Source organism: Dyadobacter sp. 22481 (assembly GCF_052044875.1).
Taxonomy (GTDB): domain Bacteria; phylum Bacteroidota; class Bacteroidia; order Cytophagales; family Spirosomataceae; genus Dyadobacter; species Dyadobacter endophyticus.
Map to the genome: position 1 here is coordinate 1,946,295 of NZ_JBQENV010000001.1, position 21,687 is coordinate 1,967,981.

Here is a 21,687-nt window from a genome sequence, read left to right on the forward strand (position 1 = left end):
AACGCCCCCGCTACTTCCCCTCCCCTGCCGCTTCCCGCACCGTGGGATATTTGATCCCCAGCTGTTCCAAATACGTCGTATACTTCGTCGGATCGTAATAATACTTCTTCATTTCCGGCCGGTACTCCGACATGATCTTTTCGTTCAGGTGGATCGCCGGCTTATCTGTGTCGGAAATGAGGGCCTTGTATTTGACGTCTTTGGTCTGGACATTATTGAAATACTCCCAGGCATTGCGTAGCACTTCGGGTTTCACCAGCAGGTCGAGCAACGTCATAGCCTCCACCTTGGCGCCGGCGGTAACGCCTTTGTGTGCAATGGGCGTCGCCATCGCGATCGCATTTGCCCAATGGTGGCCGGGAAGGCCGGGGATGTTGGCCGGATAGCGTAGTACCACAGTGGGCAGGTTCCAGGAAATGTCGGCTATGTCGTCCGAACCGCCGCCGCCGGTATTAGGCGTGGCCGAAGGTTTGGACAACTGGCTCAAAGTCGTGGCCAGCCCATTGGTTTCGAGCGCGCCGCCTTCCGGGTTTTGCATTTCCTTCTGGGCCGCTTTGGCGAGTATCTGGTCGTCTTCCGACCATTTGGGCAACCCTACGCGTTTGATATTTTCATACATCGTCTCGGCAATAGCCTGGTTGAAATGCCCAGGCCACGCACTGCCCAGCACTTCGTAGGTCATTTTGGTTTCGGTCATCTGCGCTGCGCCCTCGGCGATGCGGATACCGTCTTTAAACATCTGGGTGATTTTCGGGTAAGTCCGCTCGCGGAAATAGTACCATACCGATGCCTTGGAAGGTACTACATTAGGCTGGTCGCCGCCGTCCTTGATCACGTAATGCGACCGCTGGGTGGTTTCCATATGCTCGCGGTGGAAGTTCCAGCCGATATTCATCAGCTCCACTGCGTCGAGCGCGCTTTTCCCACGCCAGGGCGCCGCGCCCGCATGAGATGCCTGTCCCTCGAAGTTAAACTGAACCGATACCATGCCGTTGTTCCCACCGTCGCCATACGAAACGGAGAGGTTATTGGCCACGTGGGTAAAAATGCAGGCGTCCACGTTTTTGAAAAAACCATCGCGCACATAATAGGCCTTGGTACCAAGCTGTTCTTCTGCGACACCAGGCCAAAGCATAATTGTACCCGGTATTTTTTCACGCTCCATAATTTTTTTCAATGCCAGCACTGCGGTAATGTTCAGCGGCTGGCCGGAGTTATGTCCCTCGCCGTGGCCGGGTGCACCTTCGATAATCGGATCGTGGTAAGCCACACCGGGCTTCTGGGAGGCTTTTGGGATACAATCGATATCACTGCCTACGGCGATTAACGGCTTCCCGGAGCCCCATTTCGCTGTCCAGGCGGTAGGAATGCCGGCAATGCCCTGCTCGATGGTGAAGCCGTTTTTGTTTAAGATATCCGTCAGGTATTTCGATGTTTCGACCTCCTGAAAGCCCAGCTCGCCGAAGCTGAACACCATGTCCACCATTTCCTGCGTAAACTTCTGCTGGCTGTCGATCTCCTTCACCAGCTCGGTTTTGAGCGCGTCGATTTTCGCGGGGCTCATTTTTACCTGCGCCATTGTTTTCACCGGCAAAGCCATCATCACACCTGCCGTACAGCCCATTCCCCAATGCCGCATTTTTCTGAACAAACCATCTGTTTTTGAGAGCATATTTGGAATTGTTTATATATCAGCCTATTTCCCTGTCCCTGAATTCTTTCCCTCGCCGGGCGCCGACACGCGGACCGTCGGGTATTTAATACCTAACTGTTCGAGATAGGTCGGATATTTGGCGGGATCGTAATAAAATTTCTTCATTTCCGGGCGGTACTGCTCCATGATCTTCTGGTTAAGGTGAACAGCCGGTTTATCGGTTTTGGAGATGAGGGCCGTGTATTTGGTATCCTTGGTTTGTACCTCATTGAAATACTTCCAGGCATTGGTCAGGATTTCGGGTTTTACAAACAGATCGAGGAGCGTCATCGCCTCCGCTTTTGCCCCGGCGGTAACGCCTTTGTGCGCAATAGGCGTCGCCATGGCAATGGCGTTGGCCCAGTGATGACCGGGCAACCCGGGAATATTGGCCGGATATCCCAGGACAATTGTCGGCAAATTCCAGGAAATGTCCGCAATATCATCCGACCCTCCTCCTCCCGATGACGCCGTTGCCATCGGTTTTCTCAACTGGCTCAGCGAAGTGCTCAGGCCGTCGTTTGCCGGCTCGCCTCCGAAACCGGTAGCAGGGCTTCCCACTTCTTTCTGTAATGCGCGTGCCAGTTTTTGATCTTCCTCGCTCCATTGCGGCAGGCCAACGCCCTTGATATTCTCATACATCGCTTCGGCAATAGGCTGGTTCATATGCCCCGGCCAGGCGCTGCCGAGTACTTCGTATGACATTTTCGTCTCGGTCATTTTTGCGGCCGCTTCGGCGATGCGGATGCCGTCTTTATGCATCTGCGTGATCTTCGGATAGCTGCGCTCACGGAAGTAGTACCATACCGAAGCTTTGGAAGGCACCACATTGGGCTGGTCGCCACCGTCGGTGATCACATAATGCGAACGCTGGGTGGTTTCCATGTGCTCGCGGTGATAGTTCCAACCGATATTCATCAGCTCCACGGCGTCCAATGCGCTCTTTCCACGCCAGGGCGCGCCGCCAGCATGCGAGGCCTGGCCTTCGAAATCGAAACGGACGGAGATCATGCCGTTACCACCGCCATCGCCATACGAGGTGCCCAGGTTGCTGCTAACGTGGGTGAAAATACAGGCGTCCACATCTTTGAAATAGCCATCACGGACAAAATAGGCCTTGGTAGCGAGCTGTTCCTCCGCCACACCCGGCCAGAGCATAATCGTGCCCGGTATCTTCTCGCGCTCCATGATCTTTTTCAATGCCAGGACGGCCGTCACATTCAGCGGCTGGCCGGAGTTATGGCCTTCACCGTGACCGGGGGCGCCTTCGATGATCGGGTCGTGATAGGCAACGCCCGGCTTTTGCGATGCCTTTGGAATGCAATCGATGTCGCTACCAACGGCGATCACCGGTTTTCCTGAGCCCCACTTGGCCGTCCAGGCGGTAGGAATGCCTGAGATGCCTTTTTCGACTGTAAATCCGTTCTTTTGGAGAATATCCGTCAGGTACTTGGAGGTTTCCACTTCCTGAAAACCCAGCTCGCCGAAGCTGAAAATCATATCCACCATTTCCTGCGTAAACTTCTTCTGGCCGTCGATGTCCTTCGCCAGCTCGGTTTTGAGCGCGTCGATTTTCGCGGGAGTGAGTTTCACCTGCGCGCTCGCGAGGCCGGGGAGCAGGGCCAGCACCGCCAGCCACTTGAATCTATATTTTTTCATACCTAGATCAGTTTGTTAGTTGACAGTTCTGCATTCGGGATCGGGAAAATGTACTCGGGCTGGGCGGGGGCGATGGCCGGCGCCGACAGCCCTCCGCTGCCTTTGGCCGGGATCGTGAGCATATTGCGCAGGAGATCGTTCGAACGCAGGCCTTCTCCCAGAAACTCGATGCGTCGTTCGATCCAGATCGTTTTCACCAATGCCTCGGCCGTGGCAATATCGGCCGCCGGGAATGCATAGGTAGCATCCGAGCGCAAGCGTACGGCTTTCAGCAGTTCTGCCGATTTGGCCAAGTCGCCGGTTTTGGCGAGGGCCTCGGCATAGTTCAGCAGCACCTCCGAATAGCGGAGCAACGGCACGTAATCAATGGTCGGGTTGGTCTGGTTGTATTTTTTCAAATACGTAAGCCCGCCCGCTACCCGCGTGAATGCGGTTTTGCGCGCATCGGTAGCTGGCCAGGTGGGTTCCCCCAGTATGCCCGTCGGGTTGAGGTTGTATTCCAAATTGAGGTTATACTCGTAGGCGAGCGAATTCTGGCCGCTTACCAGGTTCAGGGCGGTCATCGGCATCGAGAAGATCGACTCGGTGGTCGTGTAATCCGTAAAAAACACGGTGGTAATATTCTGTTGCAACTGGTGTTTCACGCCCGTCGGGGCACTGAACGGCGTTGCATCGGAAACAATCTTCTTCGCTTCCGTGACCGTTTTAGCATAGTCGCCCATGGTCAGATACACCCTCGTTTTCATGGTAATAGCCGTATTTTTATGGGCGCGGGTGGTATTCAGCAAGGCTGTCGAATAGTTGACGGGCAATCCGGCTTCGGCCTCGTCGAGGTCTTTCAGGATTTGTGCATACACCTCCGCCACCGTACTGCGCGCAAGGTCGTTGTTGGCCGGCGTACTCTCTCCCTGCAGGCGCAGCGGAATGCCCGGGGAGGCGCCTTTGTCTTTCGCATAAGGCTGTGCATAGCGGATGATCAACCCGAAATAGCAGAAAGCGCGCACGAATTTCGCCTCCGCGACATACTGCGCGGCTGTGGCCGCATCCACAACGTCGGGATGCTTCGGCAGGCCGTCGATCAGCAGGTTCGCCGAGTTGATGGCCGTATAGGAAGTCCCCCAAGCCGATGAGGCGTCGTTGGAGCCGGAAGTGACCGTGTGGCTCCAAGCATCGTAACCGGTAAAGACATTTTGCGTACGGTTAATAAACTCTTCGCCGCGAATATCGGCCAGCATCAGATAGCGGCCACCATACAGACCGGCCTGTTTCATTGCACCATACAAACCATTCACCTGCCCCAGCACACGGGCGGGCGTGTCGAAAATGTAGGCGTCCTGCAAGGCAATGTTAGGCACCGGGTTCAGCAGTTCCTTTTCGTCGCACGAGGTCATAAGGCCCGTCATGGGCAATGCCACGCAGATCAGCCGGAACAGCAGGGTATTTGCGGGCTTCATAGGAGTGTTTTTGAGTATGTTTTTCATGATCAGAAACCGAGATTTAAACCAAATGTGAAAGTGCGGCCCTGCGGAATGGAGTTTTTCTCAACCCCCGGAGTCGTATTGGAATTACCATTGACCGAAATCTCAGGATCGGTACCGGTGTATTTGGTGAGGATAAATGCATTGAAAACCTGTGCATATAACCGCACCGAACTTAGCCCCAGTCTGCTCAGAATCGTCCCCGGCACACGGTAACCCAGCGAAACCGACTGCAACCTCAGGAAATCGCCCTTCTCGGCATTCTCGGAGATTGGCCACGACGAGCCGTTCGAAAGCAGGTCGCCGTACACGACGCGCGGGATGTTGGTTACCTGTCCGGGCGTGGTCCAGCGGTCGAGCACCTCGGTGGTGTTGTTCCAGAAACGCTGGTCGCGCCAGGTGCCTTTGGTGCCGTTCATTACGAGGTTGCCGCCGGAATAAGTGAAGTTCATGCCCAAATCCCATTGTCCGTACTTCACATTATTGATGAACCCGCCGTAATAGGTCGGCAGCGCATTGCCTAGCAGATAGTAATCGTCCACCGCGATGGCAGGTGCGGGAGAGCCGTCCAGGTAAGTCCAGCGGCTGCCACCCGCAGGTACCACGTGGCTATACTGCACACGGTCGCCCGCCTTGTTGATGAAGATGCGCTGGCCGTTTTCGGGGTTCACACCGTCGGTTTTTGCCCCATACAAGCTACCTACCGAATAGCCGACGCGGGTAATGTTGGTCGCCTCTGCCGCTGTGGAAGTGGTCCCCACAAGCTCCGTTCCCTGTCCGTAGAGCTCGGTAACCTTGTTTTTGTTATGCGTAAAATTGAGGCTCGCATTCCAGCTCAGCTTGCCCCTGCGGATAATATTAGCATTCACGCCGAGCTCGACGCCGTGGTTATACATTGCGCCGATGTTCATGAATATCGCATCGCCCGGAATCCCCTTCGAAGGTGATTGCGGTACATTGAGGATCAGCCCGTTGACGCTGTTGGCATAGTAAGTGGCTTCGAGGGTAATCCGGTCGTTAAGGAAGCTGACGTCGGCACCCACGTTGGTCTGGTTGCTGGTTTCCCAACCCAGATCGGGGTTGCCTCCCTGGCTGAAATTCCACGTAGGCACGGCCCCATACAGGCCCGACTCGTACAATGCAAGCGAGCCGTAGGCGCTTACGCCCGAGTTGCCCACGCGTCCCCAACTTGCGCGGAATTTCACGCTGCTCATCACGTCCGCCAGTTTGGAATGTTTGTAAAACTCCTCTTCCGAAATGCTCCATCCGGCCGAAACTCCGCCGAAATTGCCGTACTTTTTGCCACTACCGAGCGCCGAGTTTCCGTCTCGGCGGTAATTGAGTGTGAAAAAGTATTTTTTACTGAAATCATAGGTGAAGCGCGAGAACACCGATGCCAATGCACTCTCGGTCATCACATTGGCTGTGGGCGAGATTTGTCCGTAACTTCCCTGGAACTCGTCGAAGAATGGATCCGAAAGCTGCGTGCGGGTAGCGCCCCAGGCGGTTGTTTCGAATTTCTGCACATCATAACCTGCCAGCACGGAGAGGTTGTGATTGGTGGCGATGGTAGTCTGGTAGTTCAATGTGTTGGTCCAGTTCCAGTTACCGATGAGCCTGCTGCTGTTGGTAGCGCTGCCGTTGGTAGAGTTTCCGGGTCCGTGCACGGGGCTGTTGAAGCTCACGTTCTCGACTTTCAGGCGGTCCATTGCATAGCTCATTTTGTATTGCAAACCTTTGAAAATCTTCACAGTAGTGCCAAAATTGGCAATAATTCGATCGTTTTCGGAGGTGTATTTGTTCAAATCGAGCAGGGGCACGGGGTTGTAAAAGTTGCTGGCCACTTTGTTGTTGCCCATGCCTAATGTGTTGGAGGTACTCACATTATAGGAGCCGTCGGGGTTGACGGCGTACACGTTCGGTGCCGAAAGCCAGGCAAGCCGGGCCGATCCCACCAAACCGAACGCATTACCGCTCAGCGAACCCGTATTGGGCGAGGCATTCAGGCTTGTGTTATAATTGATATTTCCCGAAAATGATAGCCACGAGTTGAGCTTGTGGTCGATATTGAAACGGGCCGCCTTGCGGGTAAACTGATTGGTTTTCAGTATGCCTTTCTGGTTGCTGTAATTCGTAGAAAAGTAGTATTTCGTCGATTCCGAACCACCCGAAACGCTGATGCTGTGGTTTTGGGAAACGCCGGTCTGGTACACCTTATCGTACCAGTTGGTATTCACAACGGAGCCATCTTCCTGGATAATCGGGAAGAAAAGTGCCGAGGCTACCGCATCGTTGTTTGCATTACCACCCAGGATTTTGGCATTCATTACACCTTCATTCTTAATATCCATAAACTGCTGCGCGTTGAGCATTTTAGGCAGTCGCGTGGCTTTGGTCATACCAGTCCAGCCTTCGTAGGTTACTTTTGCCTTGCCGGTTTTACCACTTTTGGTAGTGATCAGGAGCACGCCCGCAGCCGCGCGGGAGCCGTAAATGGAAGTCGAGGCGGCATCTTTCAGCACGTCGATCGATTCGATATCGGCGGGGTTGATGTCGCCCAGCGGGTTGTTGGCTACCGTGGTGTTGGCCGAAACGTCACCGGTATTAATGGGGATGCCATCCACAACGATCAACGGGAACGAGCTGAGAGAGATAGAGTTAACACCCCGGATGCGGATCACGGGCGGGTTGTTGAGCACGCCGTTGGGCTGACCGATGCTCACGCCCGTAGCGCGGCCAGCCAGTCCCTGGTCGAAACTCTGCACCGGCATATCCTTCAATTTATCCCCCGTCACCCGCGCCGCCGAGCCGGTAAACTCCTCCTTGGATTGCGTGCCGTACCCCACGACCATTAGCTCGTTCAACTGCTTGGTACTACTCGCCAGCTTGATACTGACCGCCGACTGGCTGCCTACCGCCACCTCTTGCGCCACGTAGCCCACGTACGAGAACACGAGCACAGGCGCACCCGAGTCCGACACCTTGATCGTGTACTTGCCATTCATGTCGGTGATAGTGCCGGTGGAAGTGCCTTTCACGAGCACCGCCACGCCCGGTAATGCCTCGCCATTGTCGTTGTCAGTCACTACGCCAGCTATTTCGCGATCCGCGGGGCGTACGAGCGACGCGAGCAGGATTTCCGTTTTCTGGATCTGGCCGGTGGTTTTCGCCTCTTTTTCAACGATTACCACTGTGCCCCGCTGCTCCCGGTAATCGAGGCGGGTCGGGCCGAGCAGCTCCTCGAGCACCGCGTCCACCGGCTTGTGGCTCACCGCGATATTGACCCGGTAAGGAGCCACGAGTTCCTCATTGTACACAAATTTGAAGCCGGTCTTTTTCTTAATCAGGTTGAATGCCTCTTTCAGGCTCCTGTCGTGTAGGGTCAGGTCGATCGTTACTTCCTGAAGGCTCTGCTTGACGTCTCTTTCCGCTCGGGCGGAAGGCATCGTCACCAGCAGCGCGCAAAACAGGGAGAGCGCGGTCAGGCGTGTCCATTTGTGTATGGACAGTAAACTTCTGGTACAATTTTTCATACCTTTGAATGAGTTGGGATAATCGTGAAACATTAATTCCAGCTTCCGGATAGCAAGATCAGTCAGTGATTGGCGTTACGTTCTGATTTTCACTATCACATAGTCCGGCGGGCTTCGGCTTGCCGGATTTTTTACGTCGAAGGGCGATCGTTCGTTACATAGGCGCCCGGTTCAAATGGGTCTTTTTTTGGGGACAAGCGTTATCAGGTTGTTTTCAATGCGGTATTCGAGGTTGTTGGCGAGGGATAGTAGATCGAGTATGCGAGGGAGGGAGTCGGTTGAGGCAAATTCGGCAGACATATGATATTCCCGTATCGATCCTTCCGCCTGGATCTTTACATCAAATTTATTTTCAAGAATAGCAATCACGTTGGCGAAGCTCTCATTATCGAACAATAGCTTGCCTTCCTTCCACGCCACCGCGTTGACGCTGTTGACATTCACTTTCCGGATCTGGCGGGTCCTCACATCATAGCACACCTGTTCGTTGGGCAAAAGTACCTTCTTGTCAGGCCCGCCTTCGGCTTTCTGCACTTCTACCTTCCCGCGAGTAACGGTTACCAATATACTTTTCAAAAAATGGTACGATCGGATGTTGAATGCGGTGCCCAACACGCGCGTTGTGGTGCCTGAGGCTTCCACGAAAAACGGCTTTGATTCGTCTCTTTTTATATCGAAATACGCCTCGCCGTCGAGCAGCGTCACTTTCCGCGTGTGGGCCTCGAAATGGGCCGGATATTCCATACTGCTAGATTCATTGAGCCACACCACCGAGCCATCGGGAAGTTTTATTTCTTTTCGTTCACCCTTGCCCGTCGCCACCGAAACCGTGTTTGCAAACAACTGGAAGGTATTATGTTTCCAGGCGAAGTATGCCATGCCTATTACCAGCAATACCGACGCGGCAATGCGGAATGTCGGGGAAAGGACCGTCCATCGCCCGCTGCGGAGCGGTTGAACCGGCCGTTTTTCTAAACCACTTTCTTCGTCGAGCTGTCGGTGAAGTTCCGCATCCAGTTTGCCTTCGCCGAGGAATCGAAAGAAAACGTCCAGCTCCTCTTTGCTCAATGCATTAGCCAGGTAACGCTTTACGAGTATTTCCTGGAATTGCTTTTCTTCCATTTTTCCGGCTATTTATGATGAAGACGGGCGAGACGGGCAACAGGGTACCCACCTATGTAATTTTTTTGTGAGAATCGTAATTTTAATACTCACCAAATCACTAACCCACACAAAACCAACGAATTGAACGACAGTCCAAAGCTCTTGCAGGCAGAATATTTGATGTACTTGATGGCCTTTACCATGTGTTTTTTAATGGCGTTGCGGGAGATGCCGAGTACTTCGGCGGCTTCGTCGTAGGTATGCTCCATTTCGCGGCACAGGCGGAAAACCTCCTGGTCGCGTGGGGAAAGTTCGCGAAGCACCTTTTGCAGATAATGCTGATATTCTTCCGATTGCAGCGCTTCCTCGACATGGCTCGCGTGTTGCAGCGAAGCGCTGATGACCTCCTCCCGCACGGAACGCTCGGTAGCAGCGTGACGAAGGAAATCGAGGACCCGGTTTTTGGAAACCGTGAAAAGGTAGGCGCGGAACGAATGCAGGTTGGGTAGCGTTTCGCGTTTTTCCCACACTTTCAGGAAGATTTCCTGGCAAAGATCCTCAGTGTGGTCGGCCGATTTGACGAATTTGAGCACATAGCGGCGTATCTCGCCGTAGTAGCGATGGTATACCTCATCGAAAGCCTTGCTGTCTCCCAAAGCAATGTCTCTCAGCAGAAAAGTTTCATCGAGCGCGTCCATTTTTAAATAAATCGTTGATCCCACCAAATATCTTCTCCCCAATTTAGCCACATATTCATAAAAATTTCAAGGTTTTCCGCATCGACAGTCTATTAATTTCGAGTTTGAACAAAATAGATTGATATAATTATGATTTTTATAAAATAGGTGAAATAATCTAGCAATAGGGACGATCGATCTCGGCCATGTGCCGGGTTTCAATGTTCTGGGGTTTCGGCGATAACTAGTCTGAATCTTCCAGCTGAAATATTTCTTCGGCCATTTTTCCGAATGCCCTTGCTATTTTCAATGCCAATACCGCCGAAGGAGTGTATCTGCCAACTTCTATCGAATTGATGGTTTGCCTGCTTACTCCAACCTTTTCCGCTAATTCAGCCTGCGATATGTTGTGTTCTGCACGTGCAACCTTAAGTCGGTTCTTCATGATAATGACTCTTTGTTCATCTGGTGCAAGGTCCAGCGAAAGACTATTATAAAAGCCAACAAGACGGTGTACATATTGAGAACCAATACATTAAAAAAATCGGTCCAGTAAAACAGTAAAGAGCAAAGAATCAGCACGATATAATTGGCGTAAACACTCCACTGTAAAGCTTGCAATCTGAGTTTTTGGATCATTTCGTCCTCGTGCTTCTCTCTTGAGAATGCAATCAAGATTAGCCCAATGGCAAATCCGATTATAAATACATTGACAATGATATCTGTATAGTCAGCCCAACTCAACGGATAGTCACGCCCGTTTCGATAGCTGTCAAAGTATTCTTGACCAGCATTACTGCGTAACACCAGAAAGAAGATGGACAATACGGCCACGATCAACCAGCCGGCTTTTCTAAATACATGTGGGAATAACCAATCCTGCTGTCTCATGAGTCACGAAATTGAAGTTTATCAAATGTAAAGTTAGCTTTACTAAAAAGCAAGTTTATTTTACAATTTGAACATGGGGTTACGTAGAAGTTGAAGTCAATAAGCCAGGCGGCTCCCGCCAGCGACTTCGGAGCGTTTTGCGAGACGCTCATAATTCGTGATGCGCAAGTTCTAAAGGTGCCGGAAGAACTCCAACTTGTCTTAATTTACCTTGAATCTAGTTTACCAAAATTTCCATCTGCTCTTCTTTGACAGTTCTTTAATAGTCTGAGTTATCATTGAGCGATGTTTTGTCTTTTCTGATTCTAGCTGCTGATTAATGATCTGTATTATCCAGACATCGAAGTCAGACACAGCACCGTACATAGTGTTGTTCATATCATACTTTATCTGCACTTCGATGTTTTCAACCTTCTCTATCAAATGTGCAATCTGCTTGTGTCGAAGAGGCAGATACCATTGCACGAGAGGTTTATCGGCCCAATTGGCATAATTAACTATAAGTACCTCAGAATTCTCAAAATCTATTTTTTCCGGTTTAACTGGTTGGTTTATTCTTGTTACTGCAATTAAGTGATACCCGTGTTCACTATCGTTAATTGCTTCTAAGACAACTGCGCCACCGTAATTCCCGTTTTCAAGTCTGAATGTCAGACAGTCACCTTTCTCATAAACAGATTGAGGAATTATCCTTTTCCTCCGTGACTTTGCTTTTGGCCTTTCTGATTGTAATTCACCCAGGAATTTATCAAGAGCATTCTTTCGCTTTTTTACATGCTTTTCATCGGATCCCAGCTGTCGCCAGACTTCAAGATCGGCACCTGTATCAATGATTGTTTTTACTCTTTCAAATAGTTCTTTGTCTAGTTGCTTGCACTCCCACTGAGCTTTCGCTAACGTAAACCAAAAGTTATGACAGTCATCGCGATCATCAATCATTTCTTGGTTGCCAGCAATCAATCTTTTTGAAATTTCGGCTACATCAACTCCTTTGTTATACAGGTCGAAAAATTCTCCGTGAATGTCTGCGTAAGTGTCATTAGATGATATTCCTGTTCCCCAAGCGCTCATATTACCTGTGTACTGATAGCCGTCTGAAATCTAAAATGAATCTGCTTTATTGGCAAAAGGCATTTAATGCGGTCATCTCACTAAACGGCCGATATAAAAGACGATCGCCCGAGTTGCCAAACATTAACGTCGAAGCCTACGCTGCGGCAAATACCTATCCGCCGGGCGTGAGGTGAGAACACCTACCAATATGCCGAAGACACAGGTTTGTTGTCAGGAGTTCCAGCGATTCTCGAACGTTATTTCGATCACGAAGCTGGTCAAATTTATAATCCCCGGCAACATGCACTATCTGCGCGTGGTACTTAAACTAGATCAAGGATATTTCTTATGATAGGTTAAGGGTTCACCTCGCGGCAATGTTTGACCTTTGCACTGTAGATAAATCCGTTGTTCCGGAGACCGACGACTATCGTTCCAGGTTTTGGAAGACCGCGACTTTTTTGTATTTAAAAAGCAATCCGGCAATTAGAAAATCGTGACTTACATGTTCAACAGCTTTGGCATCAAAGGTTTGTAAAGGCCAACAAGATTATGAAATCGATGAAAGCAGCTATTATTTACGAGGCAGGTGGGCCAGAACGGTTGATACTCAGGGAGCGTGAAATCCCTACGCCGGAAGATGGGCAGGTGTTGGTACGTGTACGCGCGTTTGGGCTTAACCGTTCGGAACTGATGACACGCAAAGGGTTTTCACCCGATGTGGTTTTTCCCCGCATATTAGGCATCGAATGCGTTGGAGAGGTTGTCTGCGACCCCTCCGGTCAGTGGTCGCCGGGGCAGCGTGTTGCGGCTTGCATGGGTGGTATGGGAAGAGATTTTGATGGCAGCTACGCAGAATACACGGTGCTTCCCAAAGCCATTACCTGTCCATTTACAAGCGACTTGCCCTGGCATGTCCTTGGGGCGATACCGGAAATGTTCCAGACAGCCTATGGCTCACTTTATCTGGCGCTGGGTATCAGAGCCGGAGAAAGCCTGTTGGTACGCGGCGCTACTTCGTCCGTCGGTCTGCTGGCCATCCAGATCGCTAAGCAAGCCGGCCTAACTGTCATTGCCACCACCCGGAACCCGGAGAAGGACTCGTTTTTGCGTGACAGAAATGCGGATTACGTACTTGTTGATGACGGGAATCTGCAAACTAAAATAAAAGGCATTGGTGCAGCGGATAAAGTCCTTGAACTCATTGGCACAAACACCCTGAAAGACTCACTGGCCTGCGCCAGGCCAGGCGGATTGGTTTGCATGACCGGGATGCTATCGGAGACATGGTCGGTTAAGGATTTTGCACCTATGGACTTCATTCCTTCAACCGTTGGCCTGACGGTCTATGATAGTGGCCAGTTTCGCCTGGATAGCGGCGCACTGCAGTTATTTATCTCAGACGTGGCGGCCGGTGCCATCCAACTACCGGTCGGACGCGTATTCGGGCTTGAAGGGATCGTAGAGGCACACCGGCTGATGGACAGCAACAGTGCCGGCGGCAAGATCGTGATCACCAATGATTGATATTTTAAACCGAGGTAATTCGCAAAAGTATCACTTGAAGTGAATCGCGGAATTGGCCAGAGCGTGCAACTTCATCCCTGTTGCGAACACAGTGCCCGCCGAAGACCACTGCGGTGCTACCTACCATAACTTGTTCCATCCTCATTTGCGATGGCGGTTTACCGGAATCAGGTTGGTACAGGCCGATTAGCTCAGCAGGTAATAATATGGTTAAATCCCCGGAGCCGCACCAAGCTGCCGGAGCAGCCCGAACATGTCAGGCAAGCCATATTCTTCTACGATCTGCCTGTTTTCAAACCGGTAGAAATTCATGGCTTTTACCTCGAATGTCTTGCCTGTCGCCGGGATGCCAAAAAAGGTATTTTCGTGGGTCCCGCTCATAGTAAAGCGTACAGCCACTTTTTCGCCATCAAATACCGAGTCATCGATCTTCCATTGTACGTCAGGAAATGCGTCGCGCATCATGCCTACAATCGCCATGTACCCACCCGGTCCCCGCATAGGCTCGGGGTTGCCCGGTACGTAAAATATTGCCTCCGGGTGGATCAGTTCGTTTGCCATCTCCGGGTTTGCAGTGTTGATGAACGTTAAAAATCGGTCCATCAATCGCATTTTGTCTTCTCTTGCCATGTCTGAAATGATGTTTACAACTGCTCCATTAGAGATCGAGTGTCCCATGGACCGGTGTATGCGAGAGGTAAATCGCCAACGAGCTAACGTATCATCGCTGCCGCTATCCGGCTCAGGATTCGGCCTAACGGCAGTTTTCCTGTTTTGTTTTGATAATGCAAAGGTCTATGACTAAGCTTTTGCTGCCAATGAACTACGTTAAGAAATAGTATTGATCTAGTTTAAGATTTTGCTCCCCGCTTGTTACGCAGACGGCTCAAAAACTCAGGAGTTATGCCCAGGTAGGAAGCGATTTGAGTCTGGGGGAGTCGATTGGACAATTCCGGGTAAACCTCTAAAAAAGAGAGATACCTGTCTTCGGCAATCGAACTGATAGTTTCCAGGAACCGCTGCTGCAAATTGACAAAACTATCTTCGATCAACACCCGGAAAATGCGGTCAAATTTTGGCGCACGGGTATAAAGGCTGATAAGGTCCTCATAACTGATTTGTAAAACGAGGGTATCTTCAAGGGCATCTATGTTGAGCGTAGACGCTTTTTTACTATGGAAACTGCCAAGGTCGTTTATCCATCTGTTTTCCGGGGCAAATTGTACAATGCGGGTCGTTCCCCGATCGTCGACCTTATACATACGAAGACAACCGCGCACGACAAAGTTCAGATGCGTACATATGTTGCCGTCTTGATGTACATATTGCCTGCGACGATAAAGACGCGGGTGAAAGGTGCTTTCCACAAGCCCCTTCTCAGTCTCGTCCAAAGGTATGAGCCCGTTAAAATACCGTAGCAGCGGATCGAGGGAGACGTCAGTTAAATTTTGCTTCATACAATTGAAATACGCAACGGACGCCTTGACAAGGATTACCATCGTAGGCGACTGCCACACTGGTCAACGGGCACAGCAAGTCAACAAGTAGAGCTTTATGAAGTAATCCAGGGTCACGATCGTTGCAATTGACCCAGGGTTTGCCTGATTAAATTCGTTAAAGCAAACATGATCTGAACCCCGACAATAAATCCACCGTGTAGATACGTGCAACTCCTAGGCTTTCTTTACAAATTCTGACTTAAGAGCCATAGCTCCAAAGCCCTCTATCTTACAGTCGATATTGTGGTCGCCATCTACCAGGCGGATATTTCTCACTTTGGTACCGGCTTTAACACTTTGGGAAGTACCTTTTACCGGTAGGTTTTTGATAGTTACAACGCTATCGCCGTTTTGAAGGATATTGCCGTTGCTATCTTTTACAACAAAGTAATCCTCGGCCACATTGCTTTCGTCAGAATTCCACTCATGTCCGCACTCAGGGCATACCAGCAGAGCATCCATTTCATACGTATAAGTAGATTTGCAGTGTGGGCAAGGGGGAAAGTCAGCCATAATAGTCAAATTGTTTATGACGCAAATGTAGCCTTTTAAAGGTTATGATGACTTCTCTCTCTTCATATTGAGTGTAACCGCTCCAGATATTTTCGGTACCTCCATGCCCGGGGCAGTCACCTTTTTGGTTTGTTATATATCCAAATGGTGGAAACTCTTTTCATTTGAATGCGGTAGTGGTAAAGAAGTAATCAATCGGTTAGAGTTTTATGTATGCACCCTTTAAGCTCCGGTTTTCGCGGTGAGCCCCAAAGGTCCCGCCCCGAAAATCAATGAAATACGGCAACTAATCCAGAAGTGGATATGTTGGCGCAAGAAGAATATGCTTTAATCCGAAAGTTGTTGTCGATTATTAAAATTTTCCAAATGACTGCCTCCCTACGTTTACTCGCATTTATGGCATATTGCCTTACGTTATTAGCATGTAAAAACGAAATCCTTAGCAATCCCTCCCCTCCGAGCGATACGGATTATCTGCTGTCACGCGTAGTAGCTGATAATGATACGGTGCTCTATGCTGATTACAACATTAAAAATCAACTAGTTAATTTTACTACTGGGCTTACTACGTGTGATTCCCTCTCATATGATTCAAATGGAAACTTAGCCTCTTGTCGCCAAATCGTTAATAACGCCATTAGTGCGACATATTATACCAGTTACTTTTATCGAAAAGACACGATTGAAGTCATTAGTAAATCGGGATCTTATGGACGTTGCAGAAAGTATACATTAGAAAACGGAACGATCGTCAAACGCCAGGGTGGGTTTGTAATCGCGGGAGTCCCTAGGTATTCAGATTCAGATACCATCTCCTATCAGTATTCGAACAGAAACTTAGTAAAATGCACGTTTCCGCTCAAGACAAGCTCCTATCAACCTATCGATACATTTGCCTATGGTGATTCGCATTACAATCCATATCAAACGCTTGGTGAACACTTCTACCTCCTAATAACTGATGATTTCTCCAAAGCAAGTTCCGAAAGTGTCTTGGCATCTGAATCGAAAAATATGCCGACGTTGGAGTCGTATGCAACCTATTCGATATCAAATAATGATTTGACTTTTTCTGGCTTTTCAACTCATATAAATCATGTAACGCAGGTTTTTGAAGCAAATAACGCCCTACCAGCAGTTGTCAAAACCACCGACAGCAATGGAGTTGAGAGAACCTTAAGATTTGTATATGTTAAGAAGCGGTTTTAACAAAACACAGCTATCCAAAAAATCCGACCGGTTTTCGACAAATACAATCCTGCCTATCCATTCGATTATCAATTTACCGATACGGAGTATGCCAAAAAATTCTATTACGAGGAACCACCCTGTTAACAGTTAGCTACCAGGCCATTAACGCTACTTTGGCAAACCCGGTAAGGAGTCTGAGGGGATTGCCACAATCGAAACCCTACCGGTTAGCCACGCTAACGCTATATCATACCAGGGGCTATTGTGAATGTAGCCTCCGGTATGATGTAGCGTTTTATGGGCTTATTTTTTTATGATCTTGAATGTTTGTCCATCAACTTTCAAAATGTAAATACCAATCGGGTAACTGCGCAGGTCAACTACAACCGAGGCTGGCCCGGGCACTATCTCCGATCGGCCATTTCGCACCTGATCCCTCGTTTGTAATCTGAGACCGCTGAGGTTGAAAATTTCAAGAGAGCCTGGCGTTTTACTTGATTCTACCCGAAGAAAATCGGTTACTGGATTCGGGTAAACAAGTATTTTGGCATCTATGTCAAACGCAATGGAAATGGTCTTTGAAAAGGCATGGGAGCCATCCTGGTCGATCTGTTTCAGGCGGTAATAGTTGATACCGGGTAAAGGTGTTTTGTCTGTAAAAAGGTAATTGACAAGCACTTTACTTTCACCTTTTGCATTTACTACCCCGATGGATTCAAAGCTTTTCGCGTCGTTGCTGCGCTGTATCTCGAAATGCGATGCATTGACTTCTTCGGTCGTTGCCCATTGCAGCACGCTCGTGTTTTCAACTGCCCTGCCCGTGAAACTAACCAGCGTGACGGGAAGAGGCAATTCCACACTTCCCAGGGCAATGGCGCTGATCGCCACCCCCGCAGGGATGACGCCGGTAAGCGTGCTGTTCTCGGTATTCCCACTTGCATTAGCGCCGCCGCTCAGGTCCATCCACTGCGTGCCGTTCCAACCGACGAGCCGAAGATTGGCTGTGGTGGCAAAGCTGGCCATATCGGGAATGGAAACAGCTACGGTGATATTGTCGTCACTTCCCGCCGAATTAATCCAGTCCCAAAAACCTGCCGGACTTACCGTTTTAACAGGAACGGCAACGGCTGCCAGGCTATGCGTGCTCCCATCGGAAGGGTCTGTTACCGTGCCGGGACTACCTACGAACCAGGCCGTACTGAGCGTGGCGGCGGCGGCGGGAGCCGAAATCGAAAGTGTCCGTAGGTCGGCGCTACTGCCGACTGGAAATACGAATGCGTCGTTACCGATTTTGGTCACGTAGCCATTCACATGTTGAACGTCTGTATTTCCGCCGGTATAGCTCGCCCCGTCACTAAAACGGAGCGAACTGGCTGTGTGCGTATTGCGTGCGGTGGTCGTGATACCGTTATTGAATGCGAGCTGCCCTGCGATATTGACCCCCTGGATATTGGTAATGGCCATTACATTAGCCGCACCGATGTTGAATTGTGCATTAAAAAAGGCAGGCGCGGTGCTACCGCTGATGGTATTGGGCCCATTGAAGGCAAAGAGATCGAGGCTTCCGGTCGAAGTCCAGCTGCCATTATTTTGCAGCAGATTGTTACCGTGTTCGTAAGTCGCACCGTTGGCCAATGTTACCAACCCGTCGGGCAGCACGATGGTACCGCTGGGCGAGTAGTCGCTGAAATAGCCTCCGTCCACGTTGAAAGGGGCGTTAGCACCACCGTAGGTCGTGTTTTGCCCAGAGGCCGGGACTGCAACAGCGGCGATCAGCGTTAAAATTAAGAGTCGTTTCATATTCGCTGTTTTTAAATGAATGGATAGGCGTTAAGCCTTATTTGCTGACAGCTTTCGACATCTCCTGCCCCTTTTTAATCCCCATCATTTGTTCCATTTGTTTCACACGCTCCACCAATTGAGCGGTAACAGCCTGATTGCCTTTTAATTCCTGATTTTCTGCTTTCAGCGACTCGATTTGTGCCTGTTGTTCTTGTATTGCTTTGGTCAATACCGGTATCAGTTCTGTATACGAAACGCCCAGCGTTTTGTCTGCGTCCTTTCCTTCAGTTACCAGGGAAGGCAATACTTTTGCTACCTCCTGGGCAATGAAACCGATTTCGTGACGATCATATTTGGTGTCCTTTATGCTGTTTTTCTTCTCATACTGAACAGGATTCAGGGCCATTACGGTAGAAAGGCCGTGTTTCGTATGGCTGATATTGCGTTTCAGGCGTGCGTCGGAGGTGAGCACTACGCCATTGGCCCGCACGGAGGCGGAAGCATTGATGTCGCCGGCCACATCCAGTTTATAAGCAGGGGTCACAACACCTACACCCAAATTACCGGCATCGGTCAAGCGCATAAGCTCCTGAGGTATACCCTCTTTCCAACTGCTATTGGTACTCCAGATAAATCCTACTGTGTTACTGGTCGATGCCGTATTGTTGCGGTCGATGGTGAAAACCATGTTTTCCCGGGATTCCATGAACAGGTTGGCGCCCGGATACCCCAAATCTCTGTCAGCGTAAATCCGTTCATCAGTTTCCCCTCCCCAACGCAACACGAATGTCTGTTTAAGGGCAATATCACCGTTGGTAATATCAAGCTTCGCAGTAGGCGCATTGGTACCAATGCCGACATTTCCGGCGGCTGTCACCCTCATTTGCTCTATAGCACTTGTCCGGAGTGCCAGATCTTGCGCGTCGGTAGTACCTATATAATTGGTTGCGGGGTTTGTACCGGCATTACCGGTAAGTCCCCAACCGGTTGTACCGCCACCACCCGACGCAGACAGTACACCGCCCGTCAGCGAGAGGTTTGCGCCCAAAGTGATATTTCCTATGTTACCGCTGGCATCACGACCCGTAATGGCGGTCGGCGTTCCGTTGCTTCCGGTTACCCTCGCCGTACCTTCCACATGAAGCGTTTGTTGCGGTGCGTTGGTGCCAATACCCACACGGCCATTGCTCTGGATGCGCATCAGTTCCGTACCATCGTCATTGCTGCCGCCCGCCATAAACCGATGAACGGAGTTAACATTTCTGTCGATATGATAATTCAGGGTCGCGTTGCCAAGGCCGATACCAAAGGTTTCGGTATCGCTGCCATCATCATAAAACCTGATCTTCGGGCCTTGTGCAGATGCAAAGGAAAGTGGCGCGCGGGGTGTGGCATTGTTAATACCTACATTACCTGTATTGGTGATCCGCATACGCTCGGCAGCACTCGTGCGAAGAATCAGGGGTTGTGCGTCGGTAGTGCCGATATAGTTGGTTGCCGGGTTAGTACCGGCATTACCGGTAAGTCCCCAACCTGATGTGGCCGATGTTGCGGACAATACACCACCGGCAAGGTTCAGACCTGCACCTACGCTCACATTGCCGATATCACCAAAACCATCACGTCCCATGATTGTGGTAGATGTTCCGGAACTTCCAGTTACTCTTGCCACGCCCTGTACATGAAGTATTTGTTGCGGATTATTGGTACCAATACCAATCTCACCCGTACTCTTCATACGCATGCGTTCTGTTGCACTGGTACGGAATATCAGGGGTTGTCCGTCGGCTGTACCTATATAATTAATATTAGGGTTACTGCCTGTATTACCGGCAAGTTCCCAACCTGGTGTGGCCGGTGTTGCAGACAATACACCAGCGGCAAGGTTCAAACCTGTACCTACGCTCACATTGCCGATATCGCCCGTAGCATTGCGACCCGTGATGGCAGTGGGTGTTCCGTTGCTTCCGGTTACCCTCGCCGTACCTTCCACATGAAACGTTTGTTGCGGTGCGTTGGTGCCAATACCCACACGGCCATTGCTCTGGATTCGCATCAGTTCCGTACCATCGCCATTGCTGCCGCCCGAGATAAACCGATGAACGGCGTTAACATTTCTGTCGATATGATAATTCAGGGTCGCGTTGCCAAGGCCGATACCAAAGGTTTCGGTATCGCTGCCATTATCATAAAACCTGATCTTCGGGCCTTGTGCAGATGCAAAGGAAAGTGGCGCACGGGGTGTGGGATTGTTAATACCTACATTACCTGTATTGGTGATCCGCATACGCTCGGCAGCACTCGTGCGAAGAATCAGGGGTTGTGCGTCGGTAGTGCCGATATAGTTGGTTGCCGGGTTAGTACCGGCATTACCGGTAAGTCCCCAGCCGGGGGAGCCAGACGTTGCGGACAATACACCACCGGCAAGGTTCAGACCTGCACCTACGCTCACATTGCCGATATCACCAAAACCATCACGTCCCATGATTGCGGTAGATGTTCCGGAACTTCCAGTTACTCTTGCCACGCCCTGTACATGAAGTATTTGTTGCGGATTATTGGTACCAATACCAATCTCACCCGTACTCTTCATACGCATGCGTTCTGTTGCACTGGTACGGAATATCAGGGGTTGTCCGTCGGCAGTACCTATATAATTAATATTAGGGTTACTGTCGGCATTACCGGTGAGATTCCATGCATTGCCACCGCTGGATACCGACCATATAGGCGCGGCTGGCGTGCCTGTGTTTATCTGCAACTGATTTGTGGAAGTATTGTAGATCATTAAACCGGTTGCGGGGCTCGCTATCGCATCTCGCTGGGCAGTTGTCAGTCGCGGTGCCAGTATACCTTTATTATTGCCCGTGCCGCCGGTTACTTCCAGCATGGCACTGTTATCCGGAGCTCCGGAGCCCCCTATCTTGGTCTGGGCGCGTGTTTGAAAAGCTGCTGCAACCATAGCACCTACAAGCAAAACGTAGTACTTTTTCATAGAAAAACTTGTTTGGTTTAGCCAGAATTGGCGATTTACAAAGATGGCTGCTCCACTATAAGTAGTTTGTATTATAATATCAGGACTCTGTG

Annotated in this window: 16 protein-coding genes; 2 read left to right on the plus strand and 14 right to left on the minus strand. The window is 50.3% G+C overall.

Annotated features, from left to right (window positions below):
• Nucleotides 1–10 precede the first annotated feature (10 nt).
• The 9 genes from ACTJJJ_RS07520 to ACTJJJ_RS07560 form a co-directional block, all read right to left on the minus strand.
• Entirely contained in the window at nt 11–1,603 is a 1,593-nt protein-coding gene (locus ACTJJJ_RS07520) for an amidohydrolase (protein WP_426295916.1), read from the minus strand.
• A 93-nt stretch (nt 1,604–1,696) separates the two neighbouring features.
• The gene (locus ACTJJJ_RS07525; protein WP_426294234.1) at nt 1,697–3,352 is read right to left on the minus strand and encodes an amidohydrolase; all 1,656 of its coding nucleotides are present in this window, start codon (nt 3,350–3,352) and stop codon (nt 1,697–1,699) included.
• A gap of 2 nt (nt 3,353–3,354) precedes the next feature.
• Nucleotides 3,355–4,833: a RagB/SusD family nutrient uptake outer membrane protein gene (locus ACTJJJ_RS07530; protein ID WP_426294233.1), complete on the minus strand. Its 1,479-nt coding sequence runs from the start codon at nt 4,831–4,833 to the stop codon at nt 3,355–3,357.
• A gap of 2 nt (nt 4,834–4,835) precedes the next feature.
• Nucleotides 4,836–8,363, minus strand: a complete 3,528-nt coding sequence (locus tag ACTJJJ_RS07535) for a SusC/RagA family TonB-linked outer membrane protein (protein WP_426294232.1) — start codon at nt 8,361–8,363, stop codon at nt 4,836–4,838.
• Between the two features lie 171 nt (nt 8,364–8,534).
• A complete protein-coding gene (locus tag ACTJJJ_RS07540; protein WP_188929071.1) occupies nt 8,535–9,485 on the minus strand; it encodes a FecR family protein in 951 nt (316 codons plus the stop codon).
• Between the two features lie 89 nt (nt 9,486–9,574).
• Entirely contained in the window at nt 9,575–10,165 is a 591-nt protein-coding gene (locus tag ACTJJJ_RS07545; protein ID WP_188929069.1) for an RNA polymerase sigma factor, read from the minus strand.
• A 223-nt stretch (nt 10,166–10,388) separates the two neighbouring features.
• Nucleotides 10,389–10,589, minus strand: coding sequence for a helix-turn-helix transcriptional regulator (locus ACTJJJ_RS07550; protein ID WP_229221346.1), 201 nt, complete (start codon nt 10,587–10,589; stop codon nt 10,389–10,391).
• Nucleotides 10,586–11,035, minus strand: a complete 450-nt coding sequence (locus tag ACTJJJ_RS07555; protein ID WP_426294231.1) for a hypothetical protein — start codon at nt 11,033–11,035, stop codon at nt 10,586–10,588. Before ACTJJJ_RS07555 ends, ACTJJJ_RS07550 begins: the two co-directional genes overlap by 4 nt.
• Nucleotides 11,036–11,257: 222 nt before the next feature.
• Nucleotides 11,258–12,106 (minus strand): hypothetical protein, encoded by an 849-nt coding sequence (locus tag ACTJJJ_RS07560; protein ID WP_426294230.1) that lies wholly within the window; start codon nt 12,104–12,106, stop codon nt 11,258–11,260.
• A 543-nt stretch (nt 12,107–12,649) separates the two neighbouring features.
• Between ACTJJJ_RS07560 and ACTJJJ_RS07565 the strand changes: the two genes are divergently transcribed.
• Nucleotides 12,650–13,615 carry a zinc-binding alcohol dehydrogenase family protein gene (locus ACTJJJ_RS07565; protein ID WP_426294229.1) on the plus strand — a complete coding sequence of 322 codons (966 nt, stop codon included), beginning with the start codon at nt 12,650–12,652 and terminating at the stop codon, nt 13,613–13,615.
• Between the two features lie 210 nt (nt 13,616–13,825).
• On the opposite strand, the gene ACTJJJ_RS07570 is transcribed toward ACTJJJ_RS07565, so the two are convergent.
• The 3 genes from ACTJJJ_RS07570 to ACTJJJ_RS07580 all read right to left on the minus strand — a co-directional run bounded on the left by ACTJJJ_RS07570 (nt 13,826) and on the right by ACTJJJ_RS07580 (nt 15,627).
• The gene (locus tag ACTJJJ_RS07570; RefSeq protein ID WP_426294228.1) at nt 13,826–14,218 is read right to left on the minus strand and encodes an ester cyclase; all 393 of its coding nucleotides are present in this window, start codon (nt 14,216–14,218) and stop codon (nt 13,826–13,828) included.
• Nucleotides 14,219–14,466: 248 nt separating this feature from the next.
• On the minus strand, nt 14,467–15,072 hold the full coding sequence (locus ACTJJJ_RS07575; protein WP_188929061.1) for a Crp/Fnr family transcriptional regulator: 606 nt from the start codon (nt 15,070–15,072) through the stop codon (nt 14,467–14,469).
• A 216-nt stretch (nt 15,073–15,288) separates the two neighbouring features.
• Entirely contained in the window at nt 15,289–15,627 is a 339-nt protein-coding gene (locus ACTJJJ_RS07580; RefSeq protein WP_426294227.1) for a zinc ribbon domain-containing protein YjdM, read from the minus strand.
• Between the two features lie 303 nt (nt 15,628–15,930).
• Between ACTJJJ_RS07580 and ACTJJJ_RS07585 the strand changes: the two genes are divergently transcribed.
• Nucleotides 15,931–16,836, plus strand: coding sequence for a hypothetical protein (locus ACTJJJ_RS07585; protein ID WP_426294226.1), 906 nt, complete (start codon nt 15,931–15,933; stop codon nt 16,834–16,836).
• Nucleotides 16,837–17,121: 285 nt separating this feature from the next.
• Here the strand turns inward: ACTJJJ_RS07585 and ACTJJJ_RS07590 are convergent, their stop codons facing one another.
• Both ACTJJJ_RS07590 and ACTJJJ_RS07595 read right to left on the minus strand, forming a co-directional pair.
• The gene (locus ACTJJJ_RS07590) at nt 17,122–18,618 is read right to left on the minus strand and encodes a T9SS type A sorting domain-containing protein (protein WP_426294225.1); all 1,497 of its coding nucleotides are present in this window, start codon (nt 18,616–18,618) and stop codon (nt 17,122–17,124) included.
• 37 nt (nt 18,619–18,655) lie between these two features.
• Nucleotides 18,656–21,595 carry a tail fiber domain-containing protein gene (locus ACTJJJ_RS07595; RefSeq protein WP_426294224.1) on the minus strand — a complete coding sequence of 980 codons (2,940 nt, stop codon included), beginning with the start codon at nt 21,593–21,595 and terminating at the stop codon, nt 18,656–18,658.
• Nucleotides 21,596–21,687 lie beyond the last annotated feature (92 nt).

Bases quoted from the DNA above. Each gene is read 5' to 3' on its own strand.
- ACTJJJ_RS07560 (WP_426294230.1), bottom strand. From the start codon at position 12,106: ATGAGCGCTTGGGGAACAGGAATATCATCTAATGACACTTACGCAGAC.
- ACTJJJ_RS07585 (WP_426294226.1), top strand. From the start codon at position 15,931: ATGTTGGCGCAAGAAGAATATGCTTTAATCCGAAAGTTGTTGTCGATT.
- ACTJJJ_RS07545 (WP_188929069.1), bottom strand. From the start codon at position 10,165: ATGGACGCGCTCGATGAAACTTTTCTGCTGAGAGACATTGCTTTGGGA.
- ACTJJJ_RS07575 (WP_188929061.1), bottom strand. From the start codon at position 15,072: ATGAAGCAAAATTTAACTGACGTCTCCCTCGATCCGCTGCTACGGTAT.
- ACTJJJ_RS07540 (WP_188929071.1), bottom strand. From the start codon at position 9,485: ATGGAAGAAAAGCAATTCCAGGAAATACTCGTAAAGCGTTACCTGGCT.
- ACTJJJ_RS07525 (WP_426294234.1), bottom strand. From the start codon at position 3,352: ATGAAAAAATATAGATTCAAGTGGCTGGCGGTGCTGGCCCTGCTCCCC.
- ACTJJJ_RS07530 (WP_426294233.1), bottom strand. From the start codon at position 4,833: ATGAAAAACATACTCAAAAACACTCCTATGAAGCCCGCAAATACCCTG.
- ACTJJJ_RS07565 (WP_426294229.1), top strand. From the start codon at position 12,650: ATGAAAGCAGCTATTATTTACGAGGCAGGTGGGCCAGAACGGTTGATA.
- ACTJJJ_RS07550 (WP_229221346.1), bottom strand. From the start codon at position 10,589: ATGAAGAACCGACTTAAGGTTGCACGTGCAGAACACAACATATCGCAG.
- ACTJJJ_RS07590 (WP_426294225.1), bottom strand. From the start codon at position 18,618: ATGAAACGACTCTTAATTTTAACGCTGATCGCCGCTGTTGCAGTCCCG.
- ACTJJJ_RS07580 (WP_426294227.1), bottom strand. From the start codon at position 15,627: ATGGCTGACTTTCCCCCTTGCCCACACTGCAAATCTACTTATACGTAT.
- ACTJJJ_RS07555 (WP_426294231.1), bottom strand. From the start codon at position 11,035: ATGAGACAGCAGGATTGGTTATTCCCACATGTATTTAGAAAAGCCGGC.
- ACTJJJ_RS07520 (WP_426295916.1), bottom strand. From the start codon at position 1,603: ATGATGGCTTTGCCGGTGAAAACAATGGCGCAGGTAAAAATGAGCCCC.
- ACTJJJ_RS07570 (WP_426294228.1), bottom strand. From the start codon at position 14,218: ATGGACCGATTTTTAACGTTCATCAACACTGCAAACCCGGAGATGGCA.
- ACTJJJ_RS07535 (WP_426294232.1), bottom strand. From the start codon at position 8,363: ATGAAAAATTGTACCAGAAGTTTACTGTCCATACACAAATGGACACGC.
- ACTJJJ_RS07595 (WP_426294224.1), bottom strand. From the start codon at position 21,595: ATGAAAAAGTACTACGTTTTGCTTGTAGGTGCTATGGTTGCAGCAGCT.